This is a genomic window from Deinococcus hopiensis KR-140, from assembly GCF_900176165.1.
In the GTDB taxonomy this organism is placed as follows: domain Bacteria; phylum Deinococcota; class Deinococci; order Deinococcales; family Deinococcaceae; genus Deinococcus; species Deinococcus hopiensis.
Genome location: NZ_FWWU01000003.1, coordinates 208,999 through 233,727 on the forward strand (window position 1 = coordinate 208,999; position 24,729 = coordinate 233,727).

Annotated in this window: 23 protein-coding genes; 14 read left to right on the forward strand and 9 right to left on the reverse strand. The window is 68.9% G+C overall.

Annotation, left to right across the window (positions count from 1 at the left end; all coding sequences use genetic code 11):
• Positions 1–31: 31 nt before the first annotated feature.
• Positions 32–856, forward strand: coding sequence for a transglutaminase family protein (locus B9A95_RS02815; RefSeq protein WP_084045429.1), 825 nt, complete (start codon positions 32–34; stop codon positions 854–856).
• A gap of 60 nt (positions 857–916) precedes the next feature.
• On the opposite strand, the gene B9A95_RS02820 is transcribed toward B9A95_RS02815, so the two are convergent.
• Entirely contained in the window at positions 917–1,210 is a 294-nt protein-coding gene (locus tag B9A95_RS02820; RefSeq protein WP_139806418.1) for a hypothetical protein, read from the reverse strand.
• A 243-nt stretch (positions 1,211–1,453) separates the two neighbouring features.
• Here B9A95_RS02820 and B9A95_RS02825 point away from each other — a divergent pair, with 243 nt between their 5' ends.
• The 6 genes from B9A95_RS02825 (at position 1,454) to B9A95_RS02850 (ending at position 6,480) form a co-directional block, all read left to right on the forward strand.
• Complete coding sequence (locus tag B9A95_RS02825) at positions 1,454–1,966, forward strand: hypothetical protein (protein WP_084045431.1); 513 nt, start codon at positions 1,454–1,456, stop codon at positions 1,964–1,966.
• 97 nt (positions 1,967–2,063) lie between these two features.
• The gene (locus tag B9A95_RS02830; protein WP_084045432.1) at positions 2,064–2,495 is read left to right on the forward strand and encodes a hypothetical protein; all 432 of its coding nucleotides are present in this window, start codon (positions 2,064–2,066) and stop codon (positions 2,493–2,495) included.
• On the forward strand, positions 2,492–3,265 hold the full coding sequence (locus tag B9A95_RS02835; RefSeq protein ID WP_170928390.1) for a fimbrial biogenesis chaperone: 774 nt from the start codon (positions 2,492–2,494) through the stop codon (positions 3,263–3,265). The genes B9A95_RS02830 and B9A95_RS02835 overlap by 4 nt, the downstream gene beginning before the upstream one ends.
• Positions 3,243–5,483, forward strand: a complete 2,241-nt coding sequence (locus B9A95_RS02840) for a TonB-dependent receptor (RefSeq protein WP_084045434.1) — start codon at positions 3,243–3,245, stop codon at positions 5,481–5,483. Before B9A95_RS02835 ends, B9A95_RS02840 begins: the two co-directional genes overlap by 23 nt.
• On the forward strand, positions 5,471–5,938 hold the full coding sequence (locus B9A95_RS02845; protein ID WP_084045435.1) for a hypothetical protein: 468 nt from the start codon (positions 5,471–5,473) through the stop codon (positions 5,936–5,938). Before B9A95_RS02840 ends, B9A95_RS02845 begins: the two co-directional genes overlap by 13 nt.
• 47 nt (positions 5,939–5,985) lie before the next feature.
• Positions 5,986–6,480 (forward strand): hypothetical protein, encoded by a 495-nt coding sequence (locus tag B9A95_RS02850; protein WP_084045436.1) that lies wholly within the window; start codon positions 5,986–5,988, stop codon positions 6,478–6,480.
• A 16-nt stretch (positions 6,481–6,496) separates the two neighbouring features.
• On the opposite strand, the gene B9A95_RS02855 is transcribed toward B9A95_RS02850, so the two are convergent.
• Positions 6,497–9,343: an ATP-binding protein gene (locus B9A95_RS02855; RefSeq protein ID WP_084045437.1), complete on the reverse strand. Its 2,847-nt coding sequence runs from the start codon at positions 9,341–9,343 to the stop codon at positions 6,497–6,499.
• A 251-nt stretch (positions 9,344–9,594) separates the two neighbouring features.
• Between B9A95_RS02855 and B9A95_RS02860 the strand changes: the two genes are divergently transcribed.
• A complete protein-coding gene (locus B9A95_RS02860) occupies positions 9,595–10,335 on the forward strand; it encodes a PAS domain-containing protein (protein ID WP_084045438.1) in 741 nt (246 codons plus the stop codon).
• Between the two features lie 133 nt (positions 10,336–10,468).
• Here the strand turns inward: B9A95_RS02860 and B9A95_RS02865 are convergent, their stop codons facing one another.
• The 3 genes from B9A95_RS02865 to B9A95_RS02875 all read right to left on the reverse strand — a co-directional run bounded on the left by B9A95_RS02865 (position 10,469) and on the right by B9A95_RS02875 (position 13,397).
• On the reverse strand, positions 10,469–11,365 hold the full coding sequence (locus B9A95_RS02865) for a transglutaminase-like domain-containing protein (RefSeq protein ID WP_084045439.1): 897 nt from the start codon (positions 11,363–11,365) through the stop codon (positions 10,469–10,471).
• 80 nt (positions 11,366–11,445) lie between these two features.
• On the reverse strand, positions 11,446–12,693 hold the full coding sequence (locus tag B9A95_RS02870) for a sensor histidine kinase (RefSeq protein WP_245808107.1): 1,248 nt from the start codon (positions 12,691–12,693) through the stop codon (positions 11,446–11,448).
• A gap of 20 nt (positions 12,694–12,713) precedes the next feature.
• Positions 12,714–13,397, reverse strand: coding sequence for a response regulator (locus B9A95_RS02875; protein ID WP_084045440.1), 684 nt, complete (start codon positions 13,395–13,397; stop codon positions 12,714–12,716).
• A 164-nt stretch (positions 13,398–13,561) separates the two neighbouring features.
• On the opposite strand from B9A95_RS02875, the gene B9A95_RS02880 reads away from it, so the two are divergent.
• From B9A95_RS02880 to B9A95_RS02905, 6 genes are read left to right on the forward strand one after another with little or no spacing between them, the layout of a single operon-like run.
• Positions 13,562–14,929 carry a TolC family protein gene (locus B9A95_RS02880; protein WP_084045441.1) on the forward strand — a complete coding sequence of 456 codons (1,368 nt, stop codon included), beginning with the start codon at positions 13,562–13,564 and terminating at the stop codon, positions 14,927–14,929.
• Entirely contained in the window at positions 14,926–15,960 is a 1,035-nt protein-coding gene (locus tag B9A95_RS02885) for a TolC family protein (RefSeq protein ID WP_084045442.1), read from the forward strand. The genes B9A95_RS02880 and B9A95_RS02885 overlap by 4 nt, the downstream gene beginning before the upstream one ends.
• Positions 15,957–17,342 carry an efflux RND transporter periplasmic adaptor subunit gene (locus B9A95_RS02890; protein WP_084045443.1) on the forward strand — a complete coding sequence of 462 codons (1,386 nt, stop codon included), beginning with the start codon at positions 15,957–15,959 and terminating at the stop codon, positions 17,340–17,342. The genes B9A95_RS02885 and B9A95_RS02890 overlap by 4 nt, the downstream gene beginning before the upstream one ends.
• Positions 17,339–18,076: an ABC transporter ATP-binding protein gene (locus B9A95_RS02895; protein WP_245808108.1), complete on the forward strand. Its 738-nt coding sequence runs from the start codon at positions 17,339–17,341 to the stop codon at positions 18,074–18,076. The genes B9A95_RS02890 and B9A95_RS02895 overlap by 4 nt, the downstream gene beginning before the upstream one ends.
• The gene (locus B9A95_RS02900; protein WP_084045444.1) at positions 18,073–19,380 is read left to right on the forward strand and encodes an ABC transporter permease; all 1,308 of its coding nucleotides are present in this window, start codon (positions 18,073–18,075) and stop codon (positions 19,378–19,380) included. Before B9A95_RS02895 ends, B9A95_RS02900 begins: the two co-directional genes overlap by 4 nt.
• Before the next feature lie 56 nt (positions 19,381–19,436).
• Entirely contained in the window at positions 19,437–20,042 is a 606-nt protein-coding gene (locus B9A95_RS02905; protein WP_084045445.1) for a hypothetical protein, read from the forward strand.
• A gap of 65 nt (positions 20,043–20,107) precedes the next feature.
• Here the strand turns inward: B9A95_RS02905 and B9A95_RS02910 are convergent, their stop codons facing one another.
• From B9A95_RS02910 to B9A95_RS02925, 4 genes are all read right to left on the reverse strand, one after another.
• Complete coding sequence (locus tag B9A95_RS02910) at positions 20,108–21,166, reverse strand: SIS domain-containing protein (RefSeq protein ID WP_139806419.1); 1,059 nt, start codon at positions 21,164–21,166, stop codon at positions 20,108–20,110.
• Complete coding sequence (gene nagA / locus B9A95_RS02915) at positions 21,163–22,290, reverse strand: N-acetylglucosamine-6-phosphate deacetylase (protein WP_084045446.1); 1,128 nt, start codon at positions 22,288–22,290, stop codon at positions 21,163–21,165. Before nagA ends, B9A95_RS02910 begins: the two co-directional genes overlap by 4 nt.
• An 88-nt stretch (positions 22,291–22,378) precedes the next feature.
• On the reverse strand, positions 22,379–23,281 hold the full coding sequence (locus B9A95_RS02920; protein ID WP_245808109.1) for a MurR/RpiR family transcriptional regulator: 903 nt from the start codon (positions 23,279–23,281) through the stop codon (positions 22,379–22,381).
• A gap of 398 nt (positions 23,282–23,679) precedes the next feature.
• The gene (locus tag B9A95_RS02925) at positions 23,680–24,651 is read right to left on the reverse strand and encodes an aldo/keto reductase (RefSeq protein WP_084045448.1); all 972 of its coding nucleotides are present in this window, start codon (positions 24,649–24,651) and stop codon (positions 23,680–23,682) included.
• Positions 24,652–24,729 lie beyond the last annotated feature (78 nt).

A 24,729-nucleotide genomic window follows, 5' to 3' on the forward strand; every position in this document is an offset into this window, starting at 1 on the left:
CATTAGCGGCTTTGTGCCCCGAGGCTTTCCTATGCGCTGCGAGATCCGACATATCACCGAGTACCGTTACCCCAAGCCTGCGTGGGACTCGTTCAACGAGGTGCGCCTGTATCCGGCGTCGGGTGAGCGGCAGACGGTGCGGTCCTTTCACCTGCTCGTGGAGCCGGAGGCCGAGGTCTATACCCACCGCGACTACTTCGGAGCGCTGGTCCACCACGTGCACGTCCACGCACCGCACACCTTCCTGAAGCTGCAGGCCGAGGCCATCGTGGACACCCACGCGGTGCCGGACCCCGGGCCTGTTCCCTTCTCGGCCTTACGCGAGGTGAGCGGCGTGGACCGCGAGTTCCTGACCTTCACCGCTCGGGTTCCGGCAGGCGACTGGCCCGAGGTCTTCGGGGTCAAGCGTCCCGCACCCGGCGATGACCTGCCCACCTTCCTGATGGACCTCACCACCCACCTGCGGCAGCGGTTTACCTACTCGCCGGGAGCGACGGCGGTGAACACACCCCTGGCCGAATTCGCCACGCATGGCCGGGGGGTGTGCCAGGACTTTACCCACGCCATGCTCGCCATCACCCGCCGGCTGGGGATTCCCGCCCGCTACGTCAGCGGCTACCTGTACAGCGGCGGTGAGCTGCGCGGGGCCGAGGCGACGCACGCCTGGGTGGAGTGCCTCGTGCCCGGTGTGGGGTGGGTGGGTTACGACCCCACCAACGATTGCCTGGCACGCGAACGCCACGTCAAGATCACCCACGGACGCGAGTACACAGACGTCTCCCCGGTGCGCGGCACCTACTACGGCGGCGGACGCGGCGAGCTCGACGTGGACGTGCGGGTGTACGCCGAGCAGTAGTCAGGCTGCGACCGGGTGGTTGGACCCGCGGCGCTGTCCTCAACGGGGCGGCAGCGCCCGTCAGTAAAACGTGACGTGATTCGCTGCGCTCTCCAGGGCCCGGTACGTGAAGAGCTCCGCTCCGTCCGCCGATGATCCGTGTCCGCTGAGGTGCCAGGTGCCCAGGGGGACGCCGGCAAAGCCCCGGGGATCGGCGGGGGCCTGGCTGCCGCGCGTACATTTGACCGTCACCGACTCGGCCGAGACGCTCAGGGGAACGCAGACCGCCTCCACGCGGAGCGTGAGGGGCGCGGTGGTGGCCGACGCTCCGGTGCCGAGCAGGGCGAGGATCAGCAGCGCAGAGAGGCGTTTCATGCCCGTCAGCGTAAAGGGGACGTTCTGAACATTCTCTGACGGACGGCGGGAGAAAACCGCGCACGTGAGTTTGAGGCTGCCGGGCAAGGCCCCAGCAACGCCCCGGACTGAGGTGTGCACGCCGCTGCCAGGCTGTTAACGGACCGTTAATGCCAAGAATCTTACAGTTTCGTCACAGCAAAGAAACACCGACAGGCACAGGGCCGAGCGGGGAAACAAGTTCTTGGCTGCGGGGAGAAGACCATGAAAAAGACGATGATGATGGCGGGCGTTCTGGTATTCGCGGGTGTGGCGGGAGCCGAGTCGGGCAGCGGCAAGGGCACCATCACCGCGCCCCTGCAGGTGGGCGTCGGGAACGTGTGCGCCTACATGCCCTCCGAGTTCGACCACAGCGACCTGAACGGCGCGAACTTCACCCAGACGAACAACGGTGACAGCAGCCGCCCCATCCTGAGCGGCAGCTACTACGCCACCAAGGACCTCTCGGGCGCGGCCACCCTGCGGATCCGCTGCACCAAGGGCACCCAGGTCAAGCGCAGCTTTCCCGCCCAGGTGCTGCTGCTCAAAGATGGTCGGGGCGGGGGCGACTACCTCAGCGTGAACGTCAGCGAGAGGTTCACCCTGCTGGGCTCCAGCGGCCACCTTGTCCCCGACGTGCACCAGAGCGCCATGACCTTCAAGATCCCCGCCGGACAGTGGGGAGCGAGCAAGGGCAACTACCTGGGCAACTTCGTGATGACCTACGAGTACAAGTAAGCGCGCAGAGGAGGCAGGCCCATACCGCTTTGGGGCCTGCCCCCACCCTTTGAGAGACACCACCCAAACGCAGAACTTTTTTTGGAGGACATCAGGTATGGCAAGCATCTGGAGGCGGAACATCACCCGGGGCGCGGCGGCACTGCTGGCGCTGCTCGGCGCGGCGGGCGCGTGCGACGTCCAGACCGGCCTGGACCTGAACTACCGGGCAGACCGGGCCGAGCGCGGCCACCTGTGGATTCGGGTGCGCTGCTCGCCTGGAGCCGCTCCCTACCGCCTGTCGTTGCCCACCACCCACTTTCAAGGGGGCGACTGGGCGCTGCAACTCACGCGCGGAGGGCAGGCGCTGGACCTGCGCGTGCTGGCGGTCCGGCCGCTGTTGGGCGACGCCCTGTGGCCGGGCCAGGTGCTGCGGGGCGATCAGCAGCTCGTGTTCGAGGTGGACGCGCCCGGCGGGCAATGGGCCTCGCCCGCCGGGGAGTACCGGGGGGACCTGATGCTCTCCCTGCAGCCAGAGGGGCAGCCGTGAGGCGGGGCAGATGGACCGGGCGTCTGGCCGGACTGCTGGGCTTCGGGCTCCTCGCCCTGGGGAGCGGCGCACACGCGCAGCAGGGCTTCAACCTCAACCCGGTGGTGGTGAACCTGGACCCGGCGCGCACGCTCAACGGAGCGCTGACCTTTACCAACACCAGCACCGAGGCGGTGACCGTACAGGCCAGTGTGGTGGAGTGGCAGATCAGGGACGGCGAGGACGTGGACCTGCCCACGCGCGACGTGCAGCTCAACCCCACCCGCTTTACGGTGGGGCCGGGCGAGAGCCAGGTCCTGCGCTTCGGCCTGCGCCGCAAGCCCACTGCCGGTGAGCTGACGTACCGGATCGTCCTGGCCCAGCAAGCGCCCGAGGTGAAGGCGGCCGGAGTCAGCGATCACGAAGTCGGGGACCCCACGCGCCCCGATTCGGCCCCCGCCCTGTCCATCCAGCTCAATGAACTCTTTCTGGTGCGCCTGCCCCTCTACGTCACGCCCCAGGGCACGTCGGCCCAGATGGGCTATACGCTGGAGCGTCAGGGCGACGTGCTGCGCCTGCGCCTTACCAACACCGGCAACCGGCACCAGACCCTGTATGACCTGACCCTGCGCCGGGGCGACCAGGTCCTCGACTTCCCGCCCAACGCGGTCCTGTCAGGCGCGCAGCTCACCTACCAGCTGGCGGGCTGGGGCGCCCTGGGTGGCCCGCTGGACGTGTCGTACCGCAACCAGGACGGAGAGCAGATCCGTGTGCAGCCGCCGCTTCCCTAGGAAGTCCGCTCCCCTCCGGGCGCTGCTGGGCCTGGCCCTGCTCGTGGGGACCGGACAGGCCCGCGCGCAGGCGGCCTCCGACGCGGCCCTGTGTGCCCAGGACGCCGAACTGCTGGACGTGAGCGTCGGCGGTCAGGCCCGGGGTGTCCACGAGGTGCGGCGGGGCGCGGGAGGCACCTTGCTGGACGGCACGGCCCTCGTGGACGCGGAGGCCGGATACGTCGCCCGGGAAGTGACCTGCGACGGTCAGCCGTTTGTGCGTCTCAGGGACGAGCTGGACGTGACCTACGATTCCAAGGCCCTGAGCCTCAGCGTCGCGGCGCGGCTCTCGCTCCTGCCGGGCGGGACGCTGGATCTGGCCGGGATGGGGGCCGCGGGAACCCCCAACGCTCCGGTGTTCGGCGTGGCCTACGCCCTGAGCGCCTCCCACGCCTGGGCGGGCGGAGCGGGGCGGGACCTGCTGGCCCTCGACGCTTACGGGGCCTTGGGGCGCTGGAGCGGTTTCGCCGGAGCGGTGGCCCGCCGAACCGTCGGCGAGACTGACGGCGGGGTCGAGCTTCAGCCGCGCGCCGCGCTGACCTCGGACCTCTCTCCCGAGTGGCAGGTCAGCGCGGCGTACGGCACCCTGCCTTTCACCGACCCCGGGCGGCTGTCGGGCGCGGACTTCTGGGGGGTGGGCGTGCAGGGGGGCAATGCGCAGCGGCGGCTGGAACGGTTGTCGGTGCCGCTGCCGCTGGACGCCCGGGTCACGGTGGCGGTGGACGGGGTCCCCCTCGCCACCGTCGACGCGCGGGCAGGCGAACTGCTGCTCAAGAACCTGCCCCTGGACGCCGGGCTGTCGCAGGTCACCGTGACGGTCACCGACGCCAACGGCCAGCGGGTGCTCGAACGTGCCCAGGACGCCCTGCCCGGTGCCCTGCCACGCGGTGCCTACGGGGTGCAGCTGATCGCCGGACACCAGCCGGAGGGCCTGACCGTCCGGGGGGCGGGCGTCTACGGGCTGAGCGAACGCTGGACGCTCGACGCCTCCGCCCACTGGCTTCCTGGCGACTGGTCCGCCCAGATCGGCGCGAGCAGCGTGCGTGAGGGGCGGCAGTTCTCGGCCAGTGCCCAACTGGCCGGCGATCGCCTGACCGGCGTTTCACCCGGCGCCGCTGGGCAGACGCCGGAGCTGACCCTGCGGGGGAGCTACGCGCAGGTGGTGGGGCAGCTGGCGCTGGGCGGTTCGGCCGAGGTTCCCGTGCAAGATCCCCGCCGCAGCCGCGTCACCCTCAGCGCTCTGGGAAGTTGGGACAACACGACGCTCTTTTTGCGCTCCTCTTTCGCGCCAGGACGGGAGGCGGAACGGTGGGCCGTCTCCGCGGGAGGCTACCGCCGGCTGAATGAGCGGTGGACCCTCAGCGGCCTGCTGCAGGGCCAGCCGGGCGGCTGGAGCGCGGGCCTGCACCTCACCTGGACCCCACAGGCGAATCTCACCGTCAGCGGCGGTGCCGGGTGGTCCCGGACGGCGAATGCGGCAGACGAAGCCGACAGCCCTGCCTCGCGCGCCGAGGGTGACTTCAGCGTGCAGTACCGCCCGGCACCCGGTCACACCCTGGGAGCCAGCGTGGGTGCGCGCACCTGGCAGAACTCGCGCCTGAGCTACGCCTACGAGGGCCCGGCCAGCGCCGAGGTGAACCTGACGCCCAGGGGGGCAGACGTGAGCGCCTCGGGCGTGGTGGGCCTGATCGGCGGCTCCCTGATTCCCGGACGAGAAGCGGGCAACCGCAACCTCCTGATCCGCACGGGGGTACGCGGTGTGCCCCTGCGGGTCAACGGTCTGCCCACCGTCACCGACGCGCGCGGCGACGCCCTGGTGGCCCTGCGCAGTGGCGAGCGGCAGGTCAAGGTCACTGTGGACAGCGACGACCTGCCGCTGAACGTGGCCGTGACCCAGGACAGCGCGGTGCTGAGCGTGGGGGGCAACGGCGTCGCCACGCTGAACTGGCAGACCAACTTCGAGGTCAGCCGCTGGGTGCGGCTGTACTGGAAGGCCGGGGAAGTGGCTGCCGCTGCGGACCTTCACCTGGACAACGCGGTGTTGCCCGCCGACCCCGACGGCTACGTTCTTCTGGGTGGTCGCCAGAACACAGCGGGTGCGCGCATCGCCTCGCAGGACGGCACCCGCTCCTGCCCCGTCACCATCACCCCGGCGGAGGTGACGGCGTGTATGCCCTGACTCCAGCGCCCCCCTTTCCCAACGGGGTGTCCTGGCATGGGGGAACGCTGGGCATCTGCGGAGACCGGCTCGTGCTGCTGACCCCCGCGGGCGCGCTCACGCTCTACCGCTTCATGCCGCTGCGCCTCGCGCTGCTGTGCGGGCAGACCGTGCCCTTCGCCTCCCACTGGCCAGAACACCTCAAGCCCTTCGTGTACGGCTACACGCCGCTGCCCTGTCCCCCACCCGGGGCCAGCATCGGTGAAGCCCTGCGCCTCCACCTGGGTCAGCGGGTTCGTCCCCGCAGCGGCCTGCGCCCCTGGGACCAGGCCACCTACCGGGGCTGGCCGCTCTACCTGTTCGCCGGAGACCGGCCCGGCACCCCAGCTGGCGGTGAGGTCGAAAATCTGTTTCACTGTGTGCCGGAGAATGTGCTACCCCTCTCTATTGGAGGAGGGGACGGTTTCGGTCCCTGAACATCCGTCTGCCCCACCCTCCCCATGCACCACCTCAAGGAGAACCCATGACCGATTCCAGCGCCACCGCCCCGAAGATCATCGCCGTCACCACCCTGGACGGCTACCTGTACGCTGTCAGCAAGGCGGGCTACCTGCTGCCCCTGTACTTCTACGGCCCCATCCTCAGCCACCTCGACGGCGGCACCACACCCCCCGTGTTCGACGTGCCCTTTGTGGATGGCTGGCCCCCCTACACCCAGCCCTTTGCCGAGGGCTACGTGCCCGTGCCCAAACTGAACAATAAGGTTCTGCCCGACGACATCGAGACGTTTTTTACGGAGCAGGAACGCTCCCAATCCAAGCGGAACTGGCAGCAGCTGGTGTTCGGCGGCTACCCCCTCTATATCTTTGGCAACGGCGAACAGCCGGACCCCGTTGGAAGTGATGTGCGCGAACATCCCACGGCCCTGTTCCGCCAGGTGAAGGTGGATTTTCGACATGGACCGATTACTGGGGTGAAGGATGGACCTACTATGCCCCCGGCGTATGTTGGACCGTAACAATTTACTCTAAAGCTTATGTTTTTAAATCTTGTAGCAATTTTATTAAATGCATAGCTATATCTTTAAGATCATTAAATTCAATCTTATCGTGTGAGTCCCTCTTTAGTTTATCGGCCCTGGTCTTCAACGACGCATCGGCCTCATTGTTACTGCATAATTGTAAAATGTAGGAATTTATGGTGTCGGGGAAGTAGTTGGATAAATCTTCTGCGCATATAATGAGACCCTTCCATATATTCATATTATTATTATTGCGTTGTTCTAAGGCAATTTTTATACCAGCTTGAACCCTAGATCTAGCTTGTGGAGTTCGTCCTAGGGCATATAGAGCTTGTGCTTCAAGAAACATTGTATGGATGGTATTGTCCAAGTACTGATGATCTCGCGTAAGATCGGTAATTTGGCGTGTACATATCAGGGTCTTTCGAGGCTGTCCTATGCCTAGATGAGCCATTCCTAGATATAACAATACCTGCAGTTTAGAAAAAAGGTTTCCTGTGTTTTGAATTCTGCTTAATAGTACGTTCGCCTCAGACAATATATTCTCGTAATTCGGGGAAGGCATTTCTAATTGAACCCATAGCAGTGTTTCCCCTAAAGTTAAGCTTGAGCCGTGCGGAAGGAGTTTTTGAGCTTCGGGTAACAATTCCAAAACTTCTTCGAACTCTCCTAGGCGGGTTAGCCCGCCCAGGAGATTCGTAAGGTACCCCGCTTGTCTATTTAAGTCTTTAGTGTCTCGTGCTATCGCTAGGGCTTCCCGTGTAAGGGAGACTGCTATGCGGAGTTGCCCTTGCTCGCTACGAACTACTGCCAGCGTATTCAGCACCCGCATCCTGTTTCCTCGGTCATCCGCCAGCGGCCCGCTTAAAAACCTCGTCGCCAACGTTTGGGCATCCAGTAACCTGCCCGCCCGTTGTGCCAACCACATACAGGCGATCTGCCCGGCGGCCTGCACCTCGGGTGGAGCCTGCACGTCCTCGATCAGGTCACACAGGCGCTGAAAGACGTCCGTGCCCGTCACCGCCAGAGCCAGCCCGTCGTAGTGCGACATCAGGTGGTAGAGCAGCCCAGCCTCCAGCGTGCCCGCCTGGAGTGCGGTGCGGATGGCGCGGAGCACGTTGCCCGATTCCTCCGCCACGGCGGGATCGGTGGGCGAACGCGACCCGAACCACTCCAGGTAATGCCGGGCGTGCTCGCCGCGCGCCTCCTCCAGCAGCGCCGCGTGCACCGGACCGTGCGTGTGCACCAGGCTTTCCAGGGCAGGGTAAATGCGCAGCCGCTCGCTGCCAGGCCGGTGGGCTTCCAGAAAGGAGTGGTCGAGCAGGGCGTTCAGGTCCGCCTCGGGAATCCCCAGGGCCAGGGCATCCGCTGGGTCGAAGTCCGCGAACACGCTCAGGCGCAGCAGGGCCCGCTGCTCGGACGCCTGCAGCAGCGCCCACGAGCGCTCCGCCACCGCTGCCAGCCCCCGTTTGCCGCTGCCCACGTCGTGCAGGGTGGCGCCACTTTGCAGGATGCGCACGTACACGTCTTCCAGCGGCTCCACCCGCAGCCAGGAGGCGGCCAGGGTCAGCGCGAGTGGGTGCCCTTCCAACCGCCGGACAAGCCCCGAAAGCAGCGCCGCGTTGGCAGGCGCCACCGCAAAGCCCCGCTGAATTCGCCTGGCCTCCCGCACGAACAGGGCCACGGCGGGACTTTCCTGCACTTCGGGGGCTTCGGCCTCGGGCGGGGGGCACTCCAGCCCGCCCAGACGCAGGGCCAGCGCCGCCGTACCGGATTCGAGGGTGGTGGGGGTGGGACCCGCCAGACCGCGCGGCAGGCCCAGCCGCCGCCGTCCGGTCAGGACCCAGCGCACGTCCGGCAGGCTGCGGCCCACCTCGTGCAGCAGTTCGGGCAGGTCTTCCAGGGCGTCCAGACCGTCGAGCAGCACCACCGGGCGCTCGCCCAGCACGCGGCCCGCCGCGGCCCAGCCCGTGGGCGCGGCGTGGCCTGGGGCACGCACGGCGGCCAGGCGCGAGAGCAGTTCGCTGCCGTAAAGCGCGCCCTCGGCGTCCACGTGGGTCACGTCACGCCCCAGCGCCTGCAGCTCGCGCAGCAGCTCGCGCCCCAGTGTGGACTTTCCGATGCCGCCGGGACCGCTGACCGCAGCGACGCCCCCACCCGGAAGCGTGGCCCAGGCCAGCAGGGCGTCGAGTTCCACCGCCCGGCCCAGCATCCGCCGGGTGCGGATCGGGGTTGTGGCGGCGCCCTCTTCAGGGTCCTCGAAGCCCTGGGCCTCAGCGCGCAACTCGGTTTCCAGTGCGCTGCCGGGCAGGCTCAGGGGCAGCAGCCGCCGCAGCATTTCCGGCTCGGGTGGGGGCGCTCCCGGCAGCCGGAAGACCTGCTCGGCCAGCGCAGCGGCCCGCGCAGGTTCGGCCCGCTCGGCGTCCGTCAGCAGTTCGGCCTGGACGTGCCGCGCCAGCCGCTCGCGCTGGGTCAGCACCCATTCTTCGAACTCGGCGGAGGTGCCCTGCAGGTCCACCCCATGCAAAAAGGGGCCCGGGTACGCCGCCAGCACGTCGGGCCCGCTCAGGGTCAGCAGCCGCGCCGCGTCGCAGGGCAGGCCGCTGTCCACCGGGTCCTCCGAACGCAGGGCGCCCGCGTTCCGGTCGCGCAGGGCGTGCAGGGCCACCCGCAGGCTGGAATCGGGCTGCTGCGCGCCGGGCCAGAGCAGCTCGGCCAGCCTGCGGCGCGGCGTCGGGCCTTCGAGGGCCACGAACGCCAGCAGCAGCAGGGGTTTAACCCGCCGGAACGTTCCCAGTCTCAGTCCCCCCAGCGTCTGGAGTACGGCCCGTTCCTCAGCTGTCGCCACGGCGTTGGTCATGATTGGCCAGTATGACAATTCTCACACCCCTCATGGACAGACCTCAGCGTACTGTCCCCAGCAGCGTCAGCCTTGAGCAGGCGCACCGCCAGGGGCAACATGCCGGTGGGGTCGTGTCGGGAGCCTCGGGCCAGTCTCGACCTCCACCCCACCGCCACGCTTTCGCCGCGCCGGGACCCCGGCCTGGAGTCCTCCCCGGCACGCCTTGAGGTGGTGGGTTCGGACGTCCCCCATTCCTTTATCTTGAACGCGTGATTTCTGTAGAACAGCTGGCGGAGAATCTGCCCGAAGGGTTCATCGCCGTGGATTCGGACTGGCGCGTCAGGTATGTGAGCGCCCGCGCCCGCCACCTGCTCCGCAACTCCGGGCTGCAGCTGGGGACCGATCTGCACGACCTGTTGCCCGACGCGCCCGGCACCAAGGTCTGGTCGGAACTGAACCGGGCCCACCAGAAGCGCGTGATGGTGGAGTTCGAGGTGTTCTACCCGCAGCTGTTCGTGTGGCACGAGGTCCGCGCCATTCCGGACAGCGAGGGCGGGCTGGCCCTCCTGTTGCGGGACGTGACGGACCGGCAGTGGGTGATTCAGAAAGACGCCGAGCACGCCTACTTGCGCGGGCTGTTCGCGGACGCCCCCCTGGCCATTTCGATTCTGCGGGGCCCCAAGCACCAGTTCGAGTACGCCAACGACTTTGCGCGGAATCTGGTGGGGGGACGGCACCTCGAAGGCCTGACGGTCCGCGAGGCCTTTCCCGAATTGCAGGGACAGGGCTTTTTTGAACTTCTGGATCAGGTGTACGGCACGGGCGTCCCCTTTCACGGATCGGAGTTGCCCGCGGTTCTGACGTCCCCCGACGGTCAGACGCCCCAGGACCTGATCGTCAACGTCTCCTACCTGCCGCTGCGCGGATTTGACACCGAGGTGAGGGGGCTCCTGTCCCTGTCCACCGATGTCACGCATTACGTGGGGAAACGCCAGGTGGCCCAAAGCTAAAGCGGAACCCCCGGTGCGCCTGAGCGCTCGGCCTTGCTCCAGTGGCTGGCGTCAGTCACGGGTCGCCCTCAGAACGCTTGGTCTCCAGCCCACCCACGAGGGCGTGAGGGCCTGCAACCGGCCACTTCCGGCTTCAGAACACCCGCGGCTTCGGCGGATCGTCCAGCGTGGTGCCCTCCCCCGTCTCGTCCGCCCAGACTTTCATATGGGTCAGGCGGGCCGCCCCAAAGGTGGTGGTAAACGCCACGTCCGAAGCGTCGCGCCCCTGGGCGATCAGCAGCCGCCCGGCGCGGGGCTTGTTGTGACGGGCGTCGAAGGTGCGCCACTCGCCTCCCAGGTACGCCTCGAACCAGGCGTGAAAATCCATGGGCACGGGGTCGGGGGTGATGTCGATGTCGGGCAGGTAGCCGCACACGTAGCGCGCGGGAATGTTCAGCGCCCGGCAAAACGCCACGCCCATGTGGGCGAAGTCCCGGCACACGGCCCGCTTGCTGTCCAGCGCCTGCCGGGCCGTGGTCGTCGACGTACTGCCCGAGCCGTACACGCATTCGTCGTGCAGGAAGTCGCTGATCGCCTGCACCTGCGCCCACCCACCCGCGATGTGCCCGAAGCGCTCCCAGGCCTCGCCGCTCACCAGGTCGCTGTCCACATAACGGCTGGGCAGCAGGTACTGGATGGTTTCGTCGGGCAGGTCCTCGACGCGGTGCTTGGGCAGGTCCGGCAAGATGGGGTCCGGGCGGCGGGTAACTTCCGCGATCAGGTCGTGCCCGACTGTAAATTCGCCCGGCTGCGCCAGCGTGCGCCACACCCTGTTGCCGTGAATGTCGGTGTAGCTGTGGATGCCCTGCGCTGCGCCCAGGGGCCGCTCGTCCACGATGCGCTGGCGGGTGCCGGTGGGGTAGAGGCGATCTACGGGTTGCACCACGAACAGCATGGGCGTGGGATAGGGCACGTCGAAAGTCAGGGAGAAACCGGCGCGCACACGCACGGGCTGATCGATGGAACTGGGCACCGCTGGAGTCTGCACCATGCGCCTCAGTCTGCCGCGTTTGCCCGTGCCTGTGAAGGCCACCCGGGTTCTGGGTCTCGCAACCTCAGGGTTGAGGGGGCTCAGGGCGAGGGCCGCGCGGGCAGCGTGACCGTGAGGCGCGCGCCGCCCAGAGGACTTGCCTCCGCGCTCGCGCCGCCCCCATGCGCCCCGGCCAGCGCGCGCACAATCGACAGCCCCAGGCCACTGCCCCCGGTGTGGCGCGAGCGGCTCTCGTCCAGGCGGGTAAAGCGGGTAAAGACGGCCTCGCGGCTGGCGGGCGGAATGCCGGGACCGTCGTCATCCACGTGCAGCCGCACCACTTCTCCGCCCGGCTCCACCCGCACGTCCACCCGCGAGCGCGAGTGAACCAGGGCGTTTTCCACCAGGTTCAGCGTGACCTGGCGCAACCGGTCCGGGTCCGCGTGGAGCGGCGCGGCGGGGCCTTGCAGCTGCAGCGCCACTCCGCGCGCCGCCGCCCGGTCCTTCAGGTCGCGCACGACCTTCTCGGCCAGCGCCGTGAGGTCCGTGGGGCGCAGGTTCAGCCCCAGGCGGCCCGCGTCGGCCAGGGTCAGCGTCCGCAAATCTCCCACCAGCCGCGTCAGGAGTTGCGTCTGGGTGCTCAGCAGTTCGATCTGCCCCGTGTCCAGCGGGTACACGCCGTCTTCCAGGGCGTCCAGCCGCGCCTGCATCACGGCGATGGGGGTGCGAAGCTCGTGGGCGATGTCGGCCACCGCCTGCTGGCGCTCGCGCTCCAGGGTCTGGAGGTTGGCGGCCATCTCGTTGAAGGCCCGCGCCAGGTCCGCCACCTCCCGGTCTCCGCGCCGCACAGGCGCGCGTGAGCCGAGGTCACCCTGCGCCAGCCGGTTCGCCGCCTGCGCCACGGCGCTCAGGGGCCCGGACACCCGCCGGGCGATCAGCAGGCTCAGCAGGGCGGCCAGTCCCGCAGCCACCAGCCCGCCCTGCACCAGGCTGCGCTGGACGTCACGCACAAAGCTCTGGGTGCGTGGGCTCAGCACCGCCGGGAAGTGGCCACCCCGGTTGCGCCGGGCGTCGTTGCGCCGGGCGTCGGCGGCTTCGGCTTCGGCCGCCCGCTCGCTGTGGGCCCGGCTGGGCGGCGGTGGGAGCCGGGGCAGCGGCTCGCCCTTGCGCTCGGCCTCCTGCCGCGCCCGCAGGTACGCCTGCACCTCGGGCGGCAACCTCTCGACTTCGCGCCGCACCGCCAGGTTCGAGAACGCGAAGGTCAGGCCCACCGACAGCGCCACGAGCAGCAGCATGGACGCCAGCAGGGTCAGGGCCAGGCTGGTGCCGCCCCCGGAAAGGCGCCGCACCGCGTGAGGCCAGGCCCACCTCAAGGCGAAACCTCCAGCCGGTAGCCCACACCGCGCACCGTGCGCAGCAGCCCGGCGGCCCCGCTGCCGTCAAGCTTGCGCCGCACGCTGGCGAGGTGGGCGTCCACCACCCGTTCCAGCGCGTCGCTGTCGGGCAGGGCCGCCGCGAGCAGGTCCTCCCGGGTAAAGGCGCGGCCCGGGGCCTCGGCGAGGTGGGCCAGCAACCGGAACTCGGCGGGCGTCAGGGCCAGGGGCCGCCCGTCCACCCGGGCCACCACGGCGCGGCGGTCCACCTCCAGCGGGCCCACGCGCAGGGGCGGCTCACCGTCTTGCAGGGCGGCGCTGCTGCGGCGCAGCACGGCCTTGACGCGCGCCATCACCTCGCGTGGGCGAAAGGGCTTGACCACGTAGTCGTCGGCCCCCAGTTCCAGACCCACGATCTGGTCCGTCTCCTCGGCGCGCGCCGTAACCAGAATCACCGGCGTGACCCCATCCGAGCGCACCACCTTCAGCACGTCCAGGCCGCTGCGTCCGGGCAGCATCACGTCCAGCAGGATCAGGTCCGGCTGCACGGCGCGGAAGGCGTGCAGGGCCGCGTCGCCGTCTCCAGCCCGCTCGGTGCGGTAGCCCTCCTGCCGCGCGTAGGCTTCCAGCACCTCCGCCAGTTGCGGCTCGTCCTCCACGATCAGGATCAGGGCACTCATGGCCGTATGGTAGGCCGCGCCTGTGAAGACGGGGCGAAGACCGAAAGACGTCTTTTCGGGGAAGACCGGGACGTTTTTGGCGTCCGGGCAGCGCTCAACGCGTCTTCGACAAATCTTCAAAGAAGCTGCGCCCCGTCTTCGACATCGCGCCGCAGACTCGCTTCATGCGAGCCGCCCTCCACCCCCTTCGCCTGCCCCGCGCCCTGGCACTGAGCGCGGCCCTGAGTTTGTTCGGGGTCAGCCTGGCCCAGGGAAGCGCTGAGCTGACCCTGGACGCCGCCCTCGCCCAACTGGCCGGGGCCCCCAGCGTGACCCAGGCGCAACTCAGCGTGGTGACCGCCCAGGAAAACCTCAACGCCGCCCGCAGCGCCCTGGGCCTGACCGTCAGCGTGACCGGCAACGCGAACTACGCGGGGGCCACCACGTCCGTGGCCGCGAACGGCACCTCCGCCGACACGCCCGCGAGCCTGAGCGGCAGCGCGGGCGTGAACGTGTCGCTGGGCCTGCTCCCCTGGGCCAGCAGTCAGGCCGGGCTCCGCAGCGCCGAGCGCAACCTCGCCTTGGCCCGCGTCCGGCTGACGGAGGCGCAGGCCACCGCCCGCCTGAACGCCGTTCAGCAGTACCTCGCGGGTGTCCTGGCAACGCAGGACGTGGCCCTCGCGGACCAGACCCTGGCCCTGCGCCAGCGTCAACTGACCGTGACGCAGACGCAGCGGGAGAACGGCAACGCCACCGCCGAAAGTGTGCTGAGCGCCCAGGCGAACGTGCAGAGCGCCCAGGGGGCCCAGCTTCAGGCTGCCGCCAGCCTCGACGCCGCCCGCCGGAGCCTGAGCGCCGCCCTGGGCACCGATGTGGGCGGCCGCACCTTCATCACCGCGCCCCAGACCACCTTCACCCTGCCCGACGTGGCGGCCCTCGTCACCCAGGCCCGGACCCAGCGCCGTGAGGTGCTGGAGGCCCAGAACACCCTCGCCGCCGCGCAGGAGGCCCTGGAGACGCAGAGGCGCGAGGCCACGCTGCCCGACGTGACCGCCAGCGTGCGCTACGGGCCGGGTACAGGGGGCCTCAGCGCCAGCCTCAACCTCAAGCAGGGGACGGTGGGGGCGGGGTACACCCTGCCTGTCGGAACGTCCACCGGTACGGCCAACCGCGTCACCGCCAGCGTCACGGGCACCTACGTGATCTACTCGCCCGCTGTAAAAGCGGAGTTGTCGGCGGCGCAGGCCACCGTCACGCAGGCGCAGCTCTCGCTGAACGTCGCCCAGCAGAACGTGGAACTCGACGTGCGGACGCGCCTGAGCACCCTGCAAAGCAGCCTGATCGCCCTGCAGAGCCGCGCCACGCAGGTGCAGGTGGCCCAGATTTCCCTCGACGCTGCCCGTACCCGGGTGGAGGCGGGCACGGGCACCGCCGACGACGTGGCGGCCGCTGAACTCGGCCTCCTTCAAGCCCAGCGTGACCTCCTGAGCGCGCGCGTTACCGCCCAGACCAACCTCATTCAACTGCAAAACGCCGCTGGAGGCCCTGCGTGAAACTCCTCTCTGCTCTCTCTTTGACCACCGCCCTGCTCCTGCCCACCGCCTCCGCCCAGGGCACCGTCAGTCTGGGCCAGGCCGTGACCGCCGCCCTGACGAACAACGGTGACGTGAAGACCGCCCAGGCCAACCTGCAAAAGGCCCAGGCCGCCAACAAGGCCGCGCAGGCCGATCCCAGCACCCTGGCCGCCGCCAAGCTCACCGCGCGGAGCAGCGAGGCGGAGGCCGAGGCACAACTGCACTCGGCGCGTCTGGGCACCCTGCAAAACACCATGACCGCCTATACGGCCCTGCTCGAAGCCCAGGAGAACGTGGAGCTCCAGACCCTGCAGGTGCAGGTGGACCAGAAGGGGGTGCAGGTGGCGCAGGTCAAGCTCAAGGTGCAGAATGCCACCGCCCTGGACGTGCAAAACGCGCAGAACACCCTCTCGGGCAGCCAGCAGAACCTCGCGGACGCGAAAGCCCAGGTCAATCTCGCCAGCGCCAAACTCGCCACGCTGACCGGGCTGGGCAGCGGCGTGCGGGCCGCGGGCATTACCACCGTCCCCAAACTGTCTACCACCCTTGCCAAGTTGCAACAGGGTCTGCCGGACCTCGCCAGCGTGATCTCATCGGCCAACGATGTGGCCGCCCAGCAACTCGCGGTGAAGCTCGCGGACAACGACTTCACGCCTGCCCGCACCTTAAGTGACGCCCGCACCGCTCTCTCCAACGCCCAGCGCAGCCTGGACAGCGCCCAGAAGGGAGCGGGGCAGACCCTTGCCAGCGCGTACCAGAGCGCCCAGAACAGCTACGAGCTCCTCAGCGTGGCCCAGAGCCGCGAGGCGGCCGCCCAGAAGACCTACACCCAGGACGCCGCCCGTCTGAAAAGCGGCACCATCAGCGCCGTCGAGCTGCAGGGCAGCCAGCTGGCGCTGAAAAAGGCCCAGTACGCCCGCCTGCAGGCGCAGGACAACGTGCTTGAAGCCCTCGCGGCGCTGTCCGTCGCCGCCGGGCAGAACCTGACGGGCATCGGAGGCAGCCTGTGACCACGCCCGCCGTCACCACCCGGCCTTCCCAGACCCGGCGCCGCAAGCGCTGGCCCTGGGTGGTGACCGGCCTGCTGCTGCTGGGCGGTGTGGGCGGCGGGGTGTATTACAACCGCGCGCACACCGCGGAGGCGACCACCACCGAGACCGTGACCACCCAGACCGTCCAGCCCGGCACCATTCGCGTCAGCGTGAGTGGTCCCGGCACCCTGGAGGCCAACGCCACCCGGACGGTCGGCGCGGACCTCACCGCCACCGTGGGTCAGGTTCCGGCGGTGGGTGAGCGGGTGCAGAAGGGCCAGCTCCTGACCACCCTGAGGAGCGACGAGGTGGAGGAAAACGTCCAGACCGCCGAGCTGAGCCTCCGCAAGGCCCAGGCCAGCCTCGACGCCACCCGCGCCAGCCAGGCATCGGGCCGCGCCGGGCGGCAGAGCAGCGTGACCCAGGCGTTTGGCAACGTGACCGACGCCCGTCAGGCCCTGACCGAGGCGGCGCACACCCTGAATGCCCAGCAGCAGCTCTATGCCGTCGGTGCCGTGAGCGGGCAGGCCCTGACCGACGCCCGCACCGCCGCGAGTAAGGCCCGCTCGGCGCTCCAGAGCGCCCAGGCCAGCCTCGCGGCGGCCCAGACCCAGGCGGCGACGGGCAACGGCAGCGACGCCGAGAACCTCCGCAGCGCGCAGATCGCCGTGCAGCAGGCCCAGGCAGCGCTGACCACCGCCCAGAAGGCGCGAACTGACCTCAAGGTCTACGCCCCCATCAGCGGTGTGGTGAGCGCCGTAAACGCCACCGAGGGCACCGTGGTCCTCAGCGGCGCGACGCTGCTCACCATCATCGACGACACCACCCTCAACCTGCCCGTGCAGGTGGACGAGACCGAAATCGCGGGCGTGAAGGTGGGCCAGAAGGCCGAGGTGACCCTGGACGCCTACGACGGTCAGACCTTCGGGGGCAAAGTCATTCGCGTCTCACCCGGGGCCACCCAGTCCAACGGCATCAGCGTCTTTACCGCCACCGTCAGCCTGAACAACGCCGGCGGGCAGCTGCGCAGCGGCATGACCGCCGAGGCCGAGATCATCCAGAGCGAGGCCCAGGGCCTGCTCGTGCCCACCAAGGCCGTCGAAACGGTGCGCACCCGCAGCTACGTCGAGGTGCCCGGCCAGGGCGAGGGAGCCGGGCCCGAGCGCGTGCGCGTCCATACGGGCGCGACGGACGGCACGAACACCGTCGTGACCGAGGGGCTGGAGGCCGGGCAGGAGGTGATCGTTCCAGGCGGTACGAGGAGCAGCGCTGGAACGTCGGGCACGTCCTCAAACCGCCGGAGCGGGGGCTTTGGCGGTGCGGGGGGACCTCCCGCCGGCGGCTTCGGGGGCGCGCCGTGACCTCGCCTCCGCCTGTGGTGGACATCCGGGACGTGCGGCGCGTCTACGCGCAGGGCGACGTGGTGTTTGAGGCCTTGAAGGGCGTCAGCGTGCAGATCGCTCAGGGTGAGATGGTGGCGCTGATGGGCCCCTCGGGCAGCGGCAAGACCACCCTGATGCAGATTATCGGCCTGCTGGACCGCCCGAGCAGCGGCGCGTATCTCCTTGGCGGGCAGGACGTGACGGCCCTTACCGAGAACGAACGCGCGGAGGCCCGCAACGTCGAGATCGGCTTTGTGTTCCAGGCGTTCCACCTGCTGCCCCGCCTCACCTTGCTGGAGAACGTGGAGGTGCCCCTCACCTACGCTGGAGTGCCCCCCCGGGAACGGCGGGAACGGGCCATGGACGTGCTGGGCCGTGTGGGCCTGGAGAGCAAGGCCTCAAACCTCCCTTCACAGATCAGCGGCGGGCAAAAGCAGCGGGTGGCGGTGGCGCGCGCGCTGGCGGGAAGCCCCCGGTTGCTGCTGGCCGACGAACCCACCGGCAACCTCGACACCCGCACCAGTGAGGAGGTGATGGGCCTGTTTTCCGAACTGCACGCCGAGGGCACCACCGTGGTCCTCGTGACGCACGAGCCCGACATCGGAGCCTATGCCGAGCGGGTGGTGCGGGTGCGGGACGGCCTGATCGAGAGCGATACGCGGCAGACGCCCCGCCGCGCGCTGCTCCAACCGGGACTGGAGGCCCCGGCATGACCGTGACCCGTTCTTCGCCCTCGGTGGGGGCCTCAGCAGGGGCCTCGCCGGTACGCCGAAGAGGCGGCATCGGACTGGGCGGGGCGCTCACGATTGCCTGGCGCGCGATCACGGGAACGCCCATGCGCTCTGTCCTGACCGCCCTCGGCGTGATTATCGGTGTGGCCGCCGTCGTCGCCCTCACCGCCATCGGGCAGGGCAGCACGGCGGGCGTCACGCGCAACCTCCAGTCGCTGGGCACCAACCTGCTGACCGTGCAGAGCGCGCGCGGCGGGGGAGGCGGGAGCCTGGTCCGCTCCGGTCCGCGGCAGACCATCACGGTAAAAGACGCCGCCGCCCTCGCCACCGCCTTCGGCTCCCGCATCGCGGGGGTGGCCCCCGCCGCCCAGAGCAGCGTGCAGGCCAAGCTGGGCAGCAGCAACACCCAGGTCACGGTGCTGGGCACCTGGCCCGCCTATGAGACGGTCCGCAACAGTCCCGTGGCCTCGGGCAGCTATTTCACCCAGGCGGAGGTGGACGCGAGAAAGCGCGTCGCCGTGATCGGCGCGCAGGTGGTGACCGACCTCTTTGGCGAAGGCGCGAACCCGGTGGGCCAGAAGCTGCGCCTGGGCAGCGTGAACTTCACGGTGGTGGGCGTGCTGCCCGACAAGGGCAACAGCGGCTTCGGCAACGCCAACAGTCAGGTGCTGATTCCGCTGAGCACCTACCTCCAGCGCTTCGCCCGCACCAATAGCGCGAGCGGCCAGCCCACCGTGAACAACGTCTACCTGCAGGCCGCCGACGCGAAGGACCTCACGCAGCTCCAGACGGACGTGACGGACCTGCTGAGCGTGCGGCACAAGCAGACCGATCCCGACAACCTGGATTTTCAGGTGCAGAACCAGGCGGACGCGCTGGAGAGCCTGAGCAGCGTGACGACCACGCTGACCGTCCTGGTGGGGGCCATCGCGGGCATCAGCCTGCTCGTCGGCGGCATCGGGATCATGAACATCATGCTGGTGTCGGTCACGGAGCGCACCCGCGAGATCGGCGTGCGCAAAGCGCTGGGAGCCAAACCGCGCGACATCCTCACGCAGTTTCTGGTGGAGGCCAGCCTGCTCTCGGTGGGCGGCGGGCTGATTGGCCTGCTGCTGGGCGTCGCTGCCGCCTACGCCGGCAAACTCTTCGGCATTGCCCCCGTCTTCAGCCTCACGCCCATGCTCGTTGCCTTCGCGTTCAGCGCGCTGGTGGGGGTGTTTTTCGGGTATTACCCCGCCGCCCGCGCGGCGCGGCTCGATCCGGTGGACAGCCTGCGGTACGAGTGAAGCCCTCAGCGTTCGGCCATCCGCCTTTTGCTTTCAGCCCCCTTAAGGAGTTCAAGATGCGTTTTTCCAAGATCAACCCGGCCCTGCTCGCCCTGCCCTTCGCCCTGACCCTCGCCAGCGCCCAGCAGGGTGGCGGGGGAACGGGAACGGGGCAGCGCCAGATGACGCCCGAGATGCGGGCCCGCATGGCGCAGATGCGGCCCATCATCGACCTCTCGCAGACGGTGCGGCTGCTCCCCGAGCTGGAGAAGAATAAGACCACGGCCGTCACGAAGGCCCAGGCCAAGAGTCTGCTCACCATCCTGACCGCCCTGCAAAAGGCGAGCGCCGTGCAGCCGAACGACGCGAAGAAATACCTGGCGCAGATCGAGGACAAGATCCTGACCGACAAGCAGCTCACGGCGATGGACACCCTGATGCTGAACGCCGAAAAGGAGCGGGCGGCGCAGCGGGCCAAGCGCCAGCAGGGCGGTCAGACGGGTCGGGCCCGCATTCCCGGGATTCCCGGCGGTCTCCTGCCCGGCCAGGGTGGACAGCGTCAGGGCGGCCAGAACGGTCAGGGTCAGAACGGACAGGGACAGCCCGGCCAGTTCAACCCCTTCAAGGGAGGGCGTGGGTCCGACGAGCTGAAAGCGTACATCTCGGTGTTGCAAAAGAAGTAGTGGCGGCAAAGGCCAGGGCCAGCGGAGAAAGCGTCCCGCTGGCCCTGGCCTTGTGCGCCGTGTTGCTACCGCGTGCGCGTGACCTTGCTCAGGAGGGGCGGCTGATCGGGATTGAGACCTTTGTGAAGCGCGAGGTGGGCGGCGAACAGGTAAAAGGCCAGGGCGCTGGGCACCGGATCGGTCAGGGCGTGGCCGGTTCCCGGCGTGTGCAGGGTGCTGCCCGCCGCCGGGCCGAGGGTCCTGAGGTCCGCGCCGCCCGATTGCAACTCTGCGTAGGCCGAGGCCGCCGCGTCCGCCGCTGCGTCGCTGGGCGCGAAACCCAGCAGGGGCACCCCCTCGGCGAGGAGGCGCTTGGGACCGTGGCTGAACTCGGCGGCGGAATACGCCTCGGCGTGAATGCCGCACGTCTCCTTGAGTTTCAGCGCTGCCTCCTGCGCCACGCCGAAGTGCAGGCCCCGCGCAAGCACAAGCAGGTTTTCCGCGAAGCGGTAGCGCTCGGCCAAGCTTTGCGCCGACTCTTCCAACCCCAGCGTGGCCTCCAGCGCGGCGGGCAGGGCCTCGAGCGCGTCGGTGAGCGCGGCGTCTCCCGTGAGCTCCGCGATCACCGGCAACAGGGCGGTCAGGCTGGCAAGGTAACTCTTGGTGGCCGCCACCGCCCGCTCCTCGCCGCAGCGCAGCGGCAACACGAACTCCGCCTCCCGCGAGAGGTCGCTGCCTTCCACATTCACCAGCGCCACCGTCAGGGCCCCGCCCTCCCGCGCCATCCGGACGTTCTCCACCACGTCCGGGCTGGCCCCCGACTGCGACACGGCGATCACGAGCGCGCCGCGCAGGTCCAGATTCGCGCCGTACAGGGTATGCACGCTGGGCCCCAGGCTGGCGACGGGCAGCGCGAGGTGGGTTTCGAGGGCGTATTTCAGGACTGTGCAGGCGTGGTCGCTGCTGCCGCGCGCCACCGTGACGGCGTAGAGGGGACGGCGCTCCCGCAGGGCGGCCACCAGCGCCGAGACGGTGGCGGCGTTCTCCGTGAGCTGGCGGCGCACGACGTCAGGCGCCTCGCGGGCTTCTTGCAGCATCAGGGGAGCGGCTTTCGGAATGGCGGACGTCAGGGGGTCAAGGTTCATGGTCGTTCCTCCAGGACGGGTTGGCCGCCCACATACACCTGCTGCACGTTCAGGTCCCGGTCCAGCACCGTCACGTCGGCGCGCAGCCCCACCTCCAGGCGGCCCCGGTCCTCCAGGCCCACAGAGGCGGCAGGTACGCCGCTCAGCATGGCGCTCGCCTCGGGCAGCGGCAGGCCCAGCGCCACAGCGTTTCTCAGGGCCGCGTCCATCGTCAGCACGCTTCCGGCCAGTGTGCCGTCGGCCAGCGTGGCCTTGCCGCCCCGCACCGTGACGTGCTGCCCGCCGAGTTCGCTCTCGCCGTCGCCCATTCCGGCGGCGCGCATGGCGTCGGTGATGATCAGCACGCGCCCGGGGGCCGCCGCCCGCGCCAGGTTCACGCTCACCGGGTGAACGTGGATGCCGTCGAGAATGATCTCCAAAAAGGCCTGTGGGTCTGCCATCAGCGCCCCAGGCGGCCCGGGAAGCCGGCCCTCTACCCCGCCCATCGCGTTGAAGAGGTGGGTGGCGCAGCCCCGCCCGCCCGCGGCGTGAACCCGGTTGAGCAGCGCCGCGACCGTCTCCGCGTCTGCCCGCGTGTGCCCGAGGCCCACCCGCACCCCCGCAGCCACAAAGGCGAGCGCCGCCGCCTCCGCGCCTGGTAACTCTGGGGCGAGCGTGACTGCCCGGACCACGCCCGCCTCCAGCACCTGCGCCACCCGCTCGGGCGTCGGGTCCACCGCGTGGGGAGGCTGTGCTCCCAGCCGTCCCGGGCTGATAAAGGGCCCTTCGAGGTGCGCGCCCACGATGTCTGCCCCACCGGGAACGCCCCCGGCGTCCATCACCTCGCGTACCCCCCATAGCGCGCCCAGCACCCGCGCCCACTCGTGCGTGATCGTGGTGGGCAGCAGCGTGGTGGTGCCGCGCTGCGCGTGCAGGCGCGCCAGGGTCCGCACCCCCTCCGGGCCGTCCATCGCGTCTCCGCCCCCGCCGCCATGCACGTGGGTGTCCACGAAGCCGGGCAGCAGGAACACGCCCTCCGGGGCCGAGTCTTCGGCCGTCACGGCCTCCAGGTGTGTGCCGAACGCCACCCGGCCGGGCCGCACACCCTCCGGCAAGACGAGTTGCCCCCGGAGCGTGCGCGTCACGCGAGGACCGCCGGGGTGGCGCTGAGGAAAACGGAAACCATATCCTGCTCCTTTGCTGAGCGCTGACCGCCGAACGCCAAGCGCTCCATCAGTACTTCTTCTCCACCACAGACTCTGCAGTTTCGCGCAGCAGGGCGTCGGCTCCCGGCAACCGGGGCAGCAGCGTGAGGTAGAGCGCCTCGATAATCAGGACCTGGCTGACCAGACTGCTGATCGCGCCCCCCGCGAGGGGCGCTTCCGGACTCGCGGTGGACAGCACCTCGCGGGCGTAGCGCGTGACCGGCGACGAGGCGCGGTGCGTGACCGCCACCGTGAAGGCCCCCCGCGCGGCGGCGAGCTTGAGGGTCTGCACCGTGTCGATGGTGCTGCCCGAACGCGTCAGTCCGATGACCACGCCCCCCGTCCGCTGGGTGGCGGCGGCCACCGCCGCGAGGTGCGGGTCGGTGTGGGCGATGGCCATCACGCCCACCCGCGCGAGCTTGTTTGCCAGAAACTGCGCCGAGAGCCCGCTGTTGCTCTGCCCCGCCACGTCGACCCGGCGCGCATCGGCGATGGCCGCCGCCACCCGTTCCAGCGCGGCCGGGTCGACCAGGTGGCGGGTCCCCTGTACGGCCTGGGTGACCTGATGGGCGGCCAGCGACAGGGGATCGGTCTCCCCCACTGCCGTCTCCCCCACCGACGTCAGGACGTCTCCCGACAGCGCGATCTTAAAGGCGTGAAAGCCGGAAAAGCCCAGGCGGCGGCACAGCCGCGTGACGGTGCTCTCCACCACCCCCGCCGCCGTCGCCAGTTCGGTGATGGTCTGGTAGATCACTTCCTCCGGGTGCGCGTTGACGTACGCCGCCACCCGGCCCAGGGTGGGCGGCAGCTGCGCCTGTTCGGCCATCAGGCGGCTCAGGGCACTTGGCCTGCCATTGCCAGTCCGGGTGGCGGCCTGGGTCCCGCTGGGTTTGGAAGTAGGGGTAGGCGGCGAAACGAACAGATCGGTCAAGCGCGGACCTCCAGAGCAGGATGCTCCCGGCGGATGACCTGTCTGGAAACCGTCTGGGATGGCTTCAGAGTAGGAATGAAAATAATTTCTGTCAAGTGGCTTGTGGATGCAATTCTTTTGCGGCAATGCCGAAACTGCTTGCGTCCTGCGCTCCTGCTTTCCAGATTTCGGGCGCACTATTACGCTATAAACGTAATAAGTCCTTTGTCCTCAGGGCTTGGCGCTCCGGGAAAACCCGGGGTCGAAAACTGTCAGGAAAAAACCGAAAGAACCCTTCGTCACCTGCGCAGGTAGGCGCGCCCGCGGTGTTCACGGTTCTCGTCTCCTTAAGGTGATGAAAGGCCGGGCAGAACAACGCGCTTCAGCGTTGTTCTGCCCGGGGGATGCGATCCGTAGGCCTACCAGGCGTAGGCCTCTGGGGCCTGGCCGCCGGGACCGGGCCAAATGGCGTCCAGGGCTTCGAGCGTTTGCGCAGACAGCGTGATGTCCAGCGCACGCACGTTTTCCTCCAGCTGCTCCAGGGTACGCGGACCGATGATGGGGGCCGTGACCGCCGGACGACTCAGGAGCCAGGCGAGCGCCACATCTGCGGGCCGCTCGCCCAGGTCGCGGCACAGGTCTTCGTAGCGCTCCAGCTGCGAACGGTGCTTCTCGATCTGGCCCTGCATCCGTTCGCTGGCGCGCCGGCCCTCACTGACTTTTTGCAGCACGCCGCCGAGCAGGCCGCCGCCGAGGGGACTCCACGGAATCAACCCCACCCCGAACGCCTGACAGGCGGGGATCACTTCCAGTTCGATCATGCGGGCATTGAGGTTGTACAGGCTCTGTTCGGACACCAGGCCCACGAAGTGCCTCGCCTGCGCGAGGGTGTTGGCCTGGGCGATATTCCAGCCCGCGAAGTTGCTCGACCCCACGTACAGCACCATGCCCTGCGCGACCAGCCATTCCATCGCCTGCCACACCTCTTCCCAGGGCGTGGCGCGGTCGATGTGGTGCATCTGGTAGAGGTCGATATGGTCGGTCTTGAGACGCCGCAGGCTGTCCTCGCAGGCCCGCCGGATGTGATACGCGGAAAGCTTCTGGTCGTTGGGCCCCTCGCCCATCTTGCCGTACACCTTGGTTGCCAGGACGATCTGGTCACGCTTGCCTGGATTTTTCTCCAGCCAGCGTCCGATAATTCCCTCGGTCACGCCCTCGCCCAGCTTCCAGCCGTACACGTCGGCGGTGTCGAAGAAGTTCAGTCCGAGGTCCAGGGCGCGGTCCATGATGCGGTACGAATCCTCTTCGGTGGTCTCGGGGCCGAAATTCATGGTGCCCAGGCAGAGCGGGCTCACCTGCAGGCCCGTGCGTCCAAGGTGGCGGTAGTCCATGGGGTTCCTCCTTCTGTTCTGGCTGACCCTACGCTCCGGCCCCCCGTCTCAACCCGGCGTCAGCGCACTTTCTGAAGG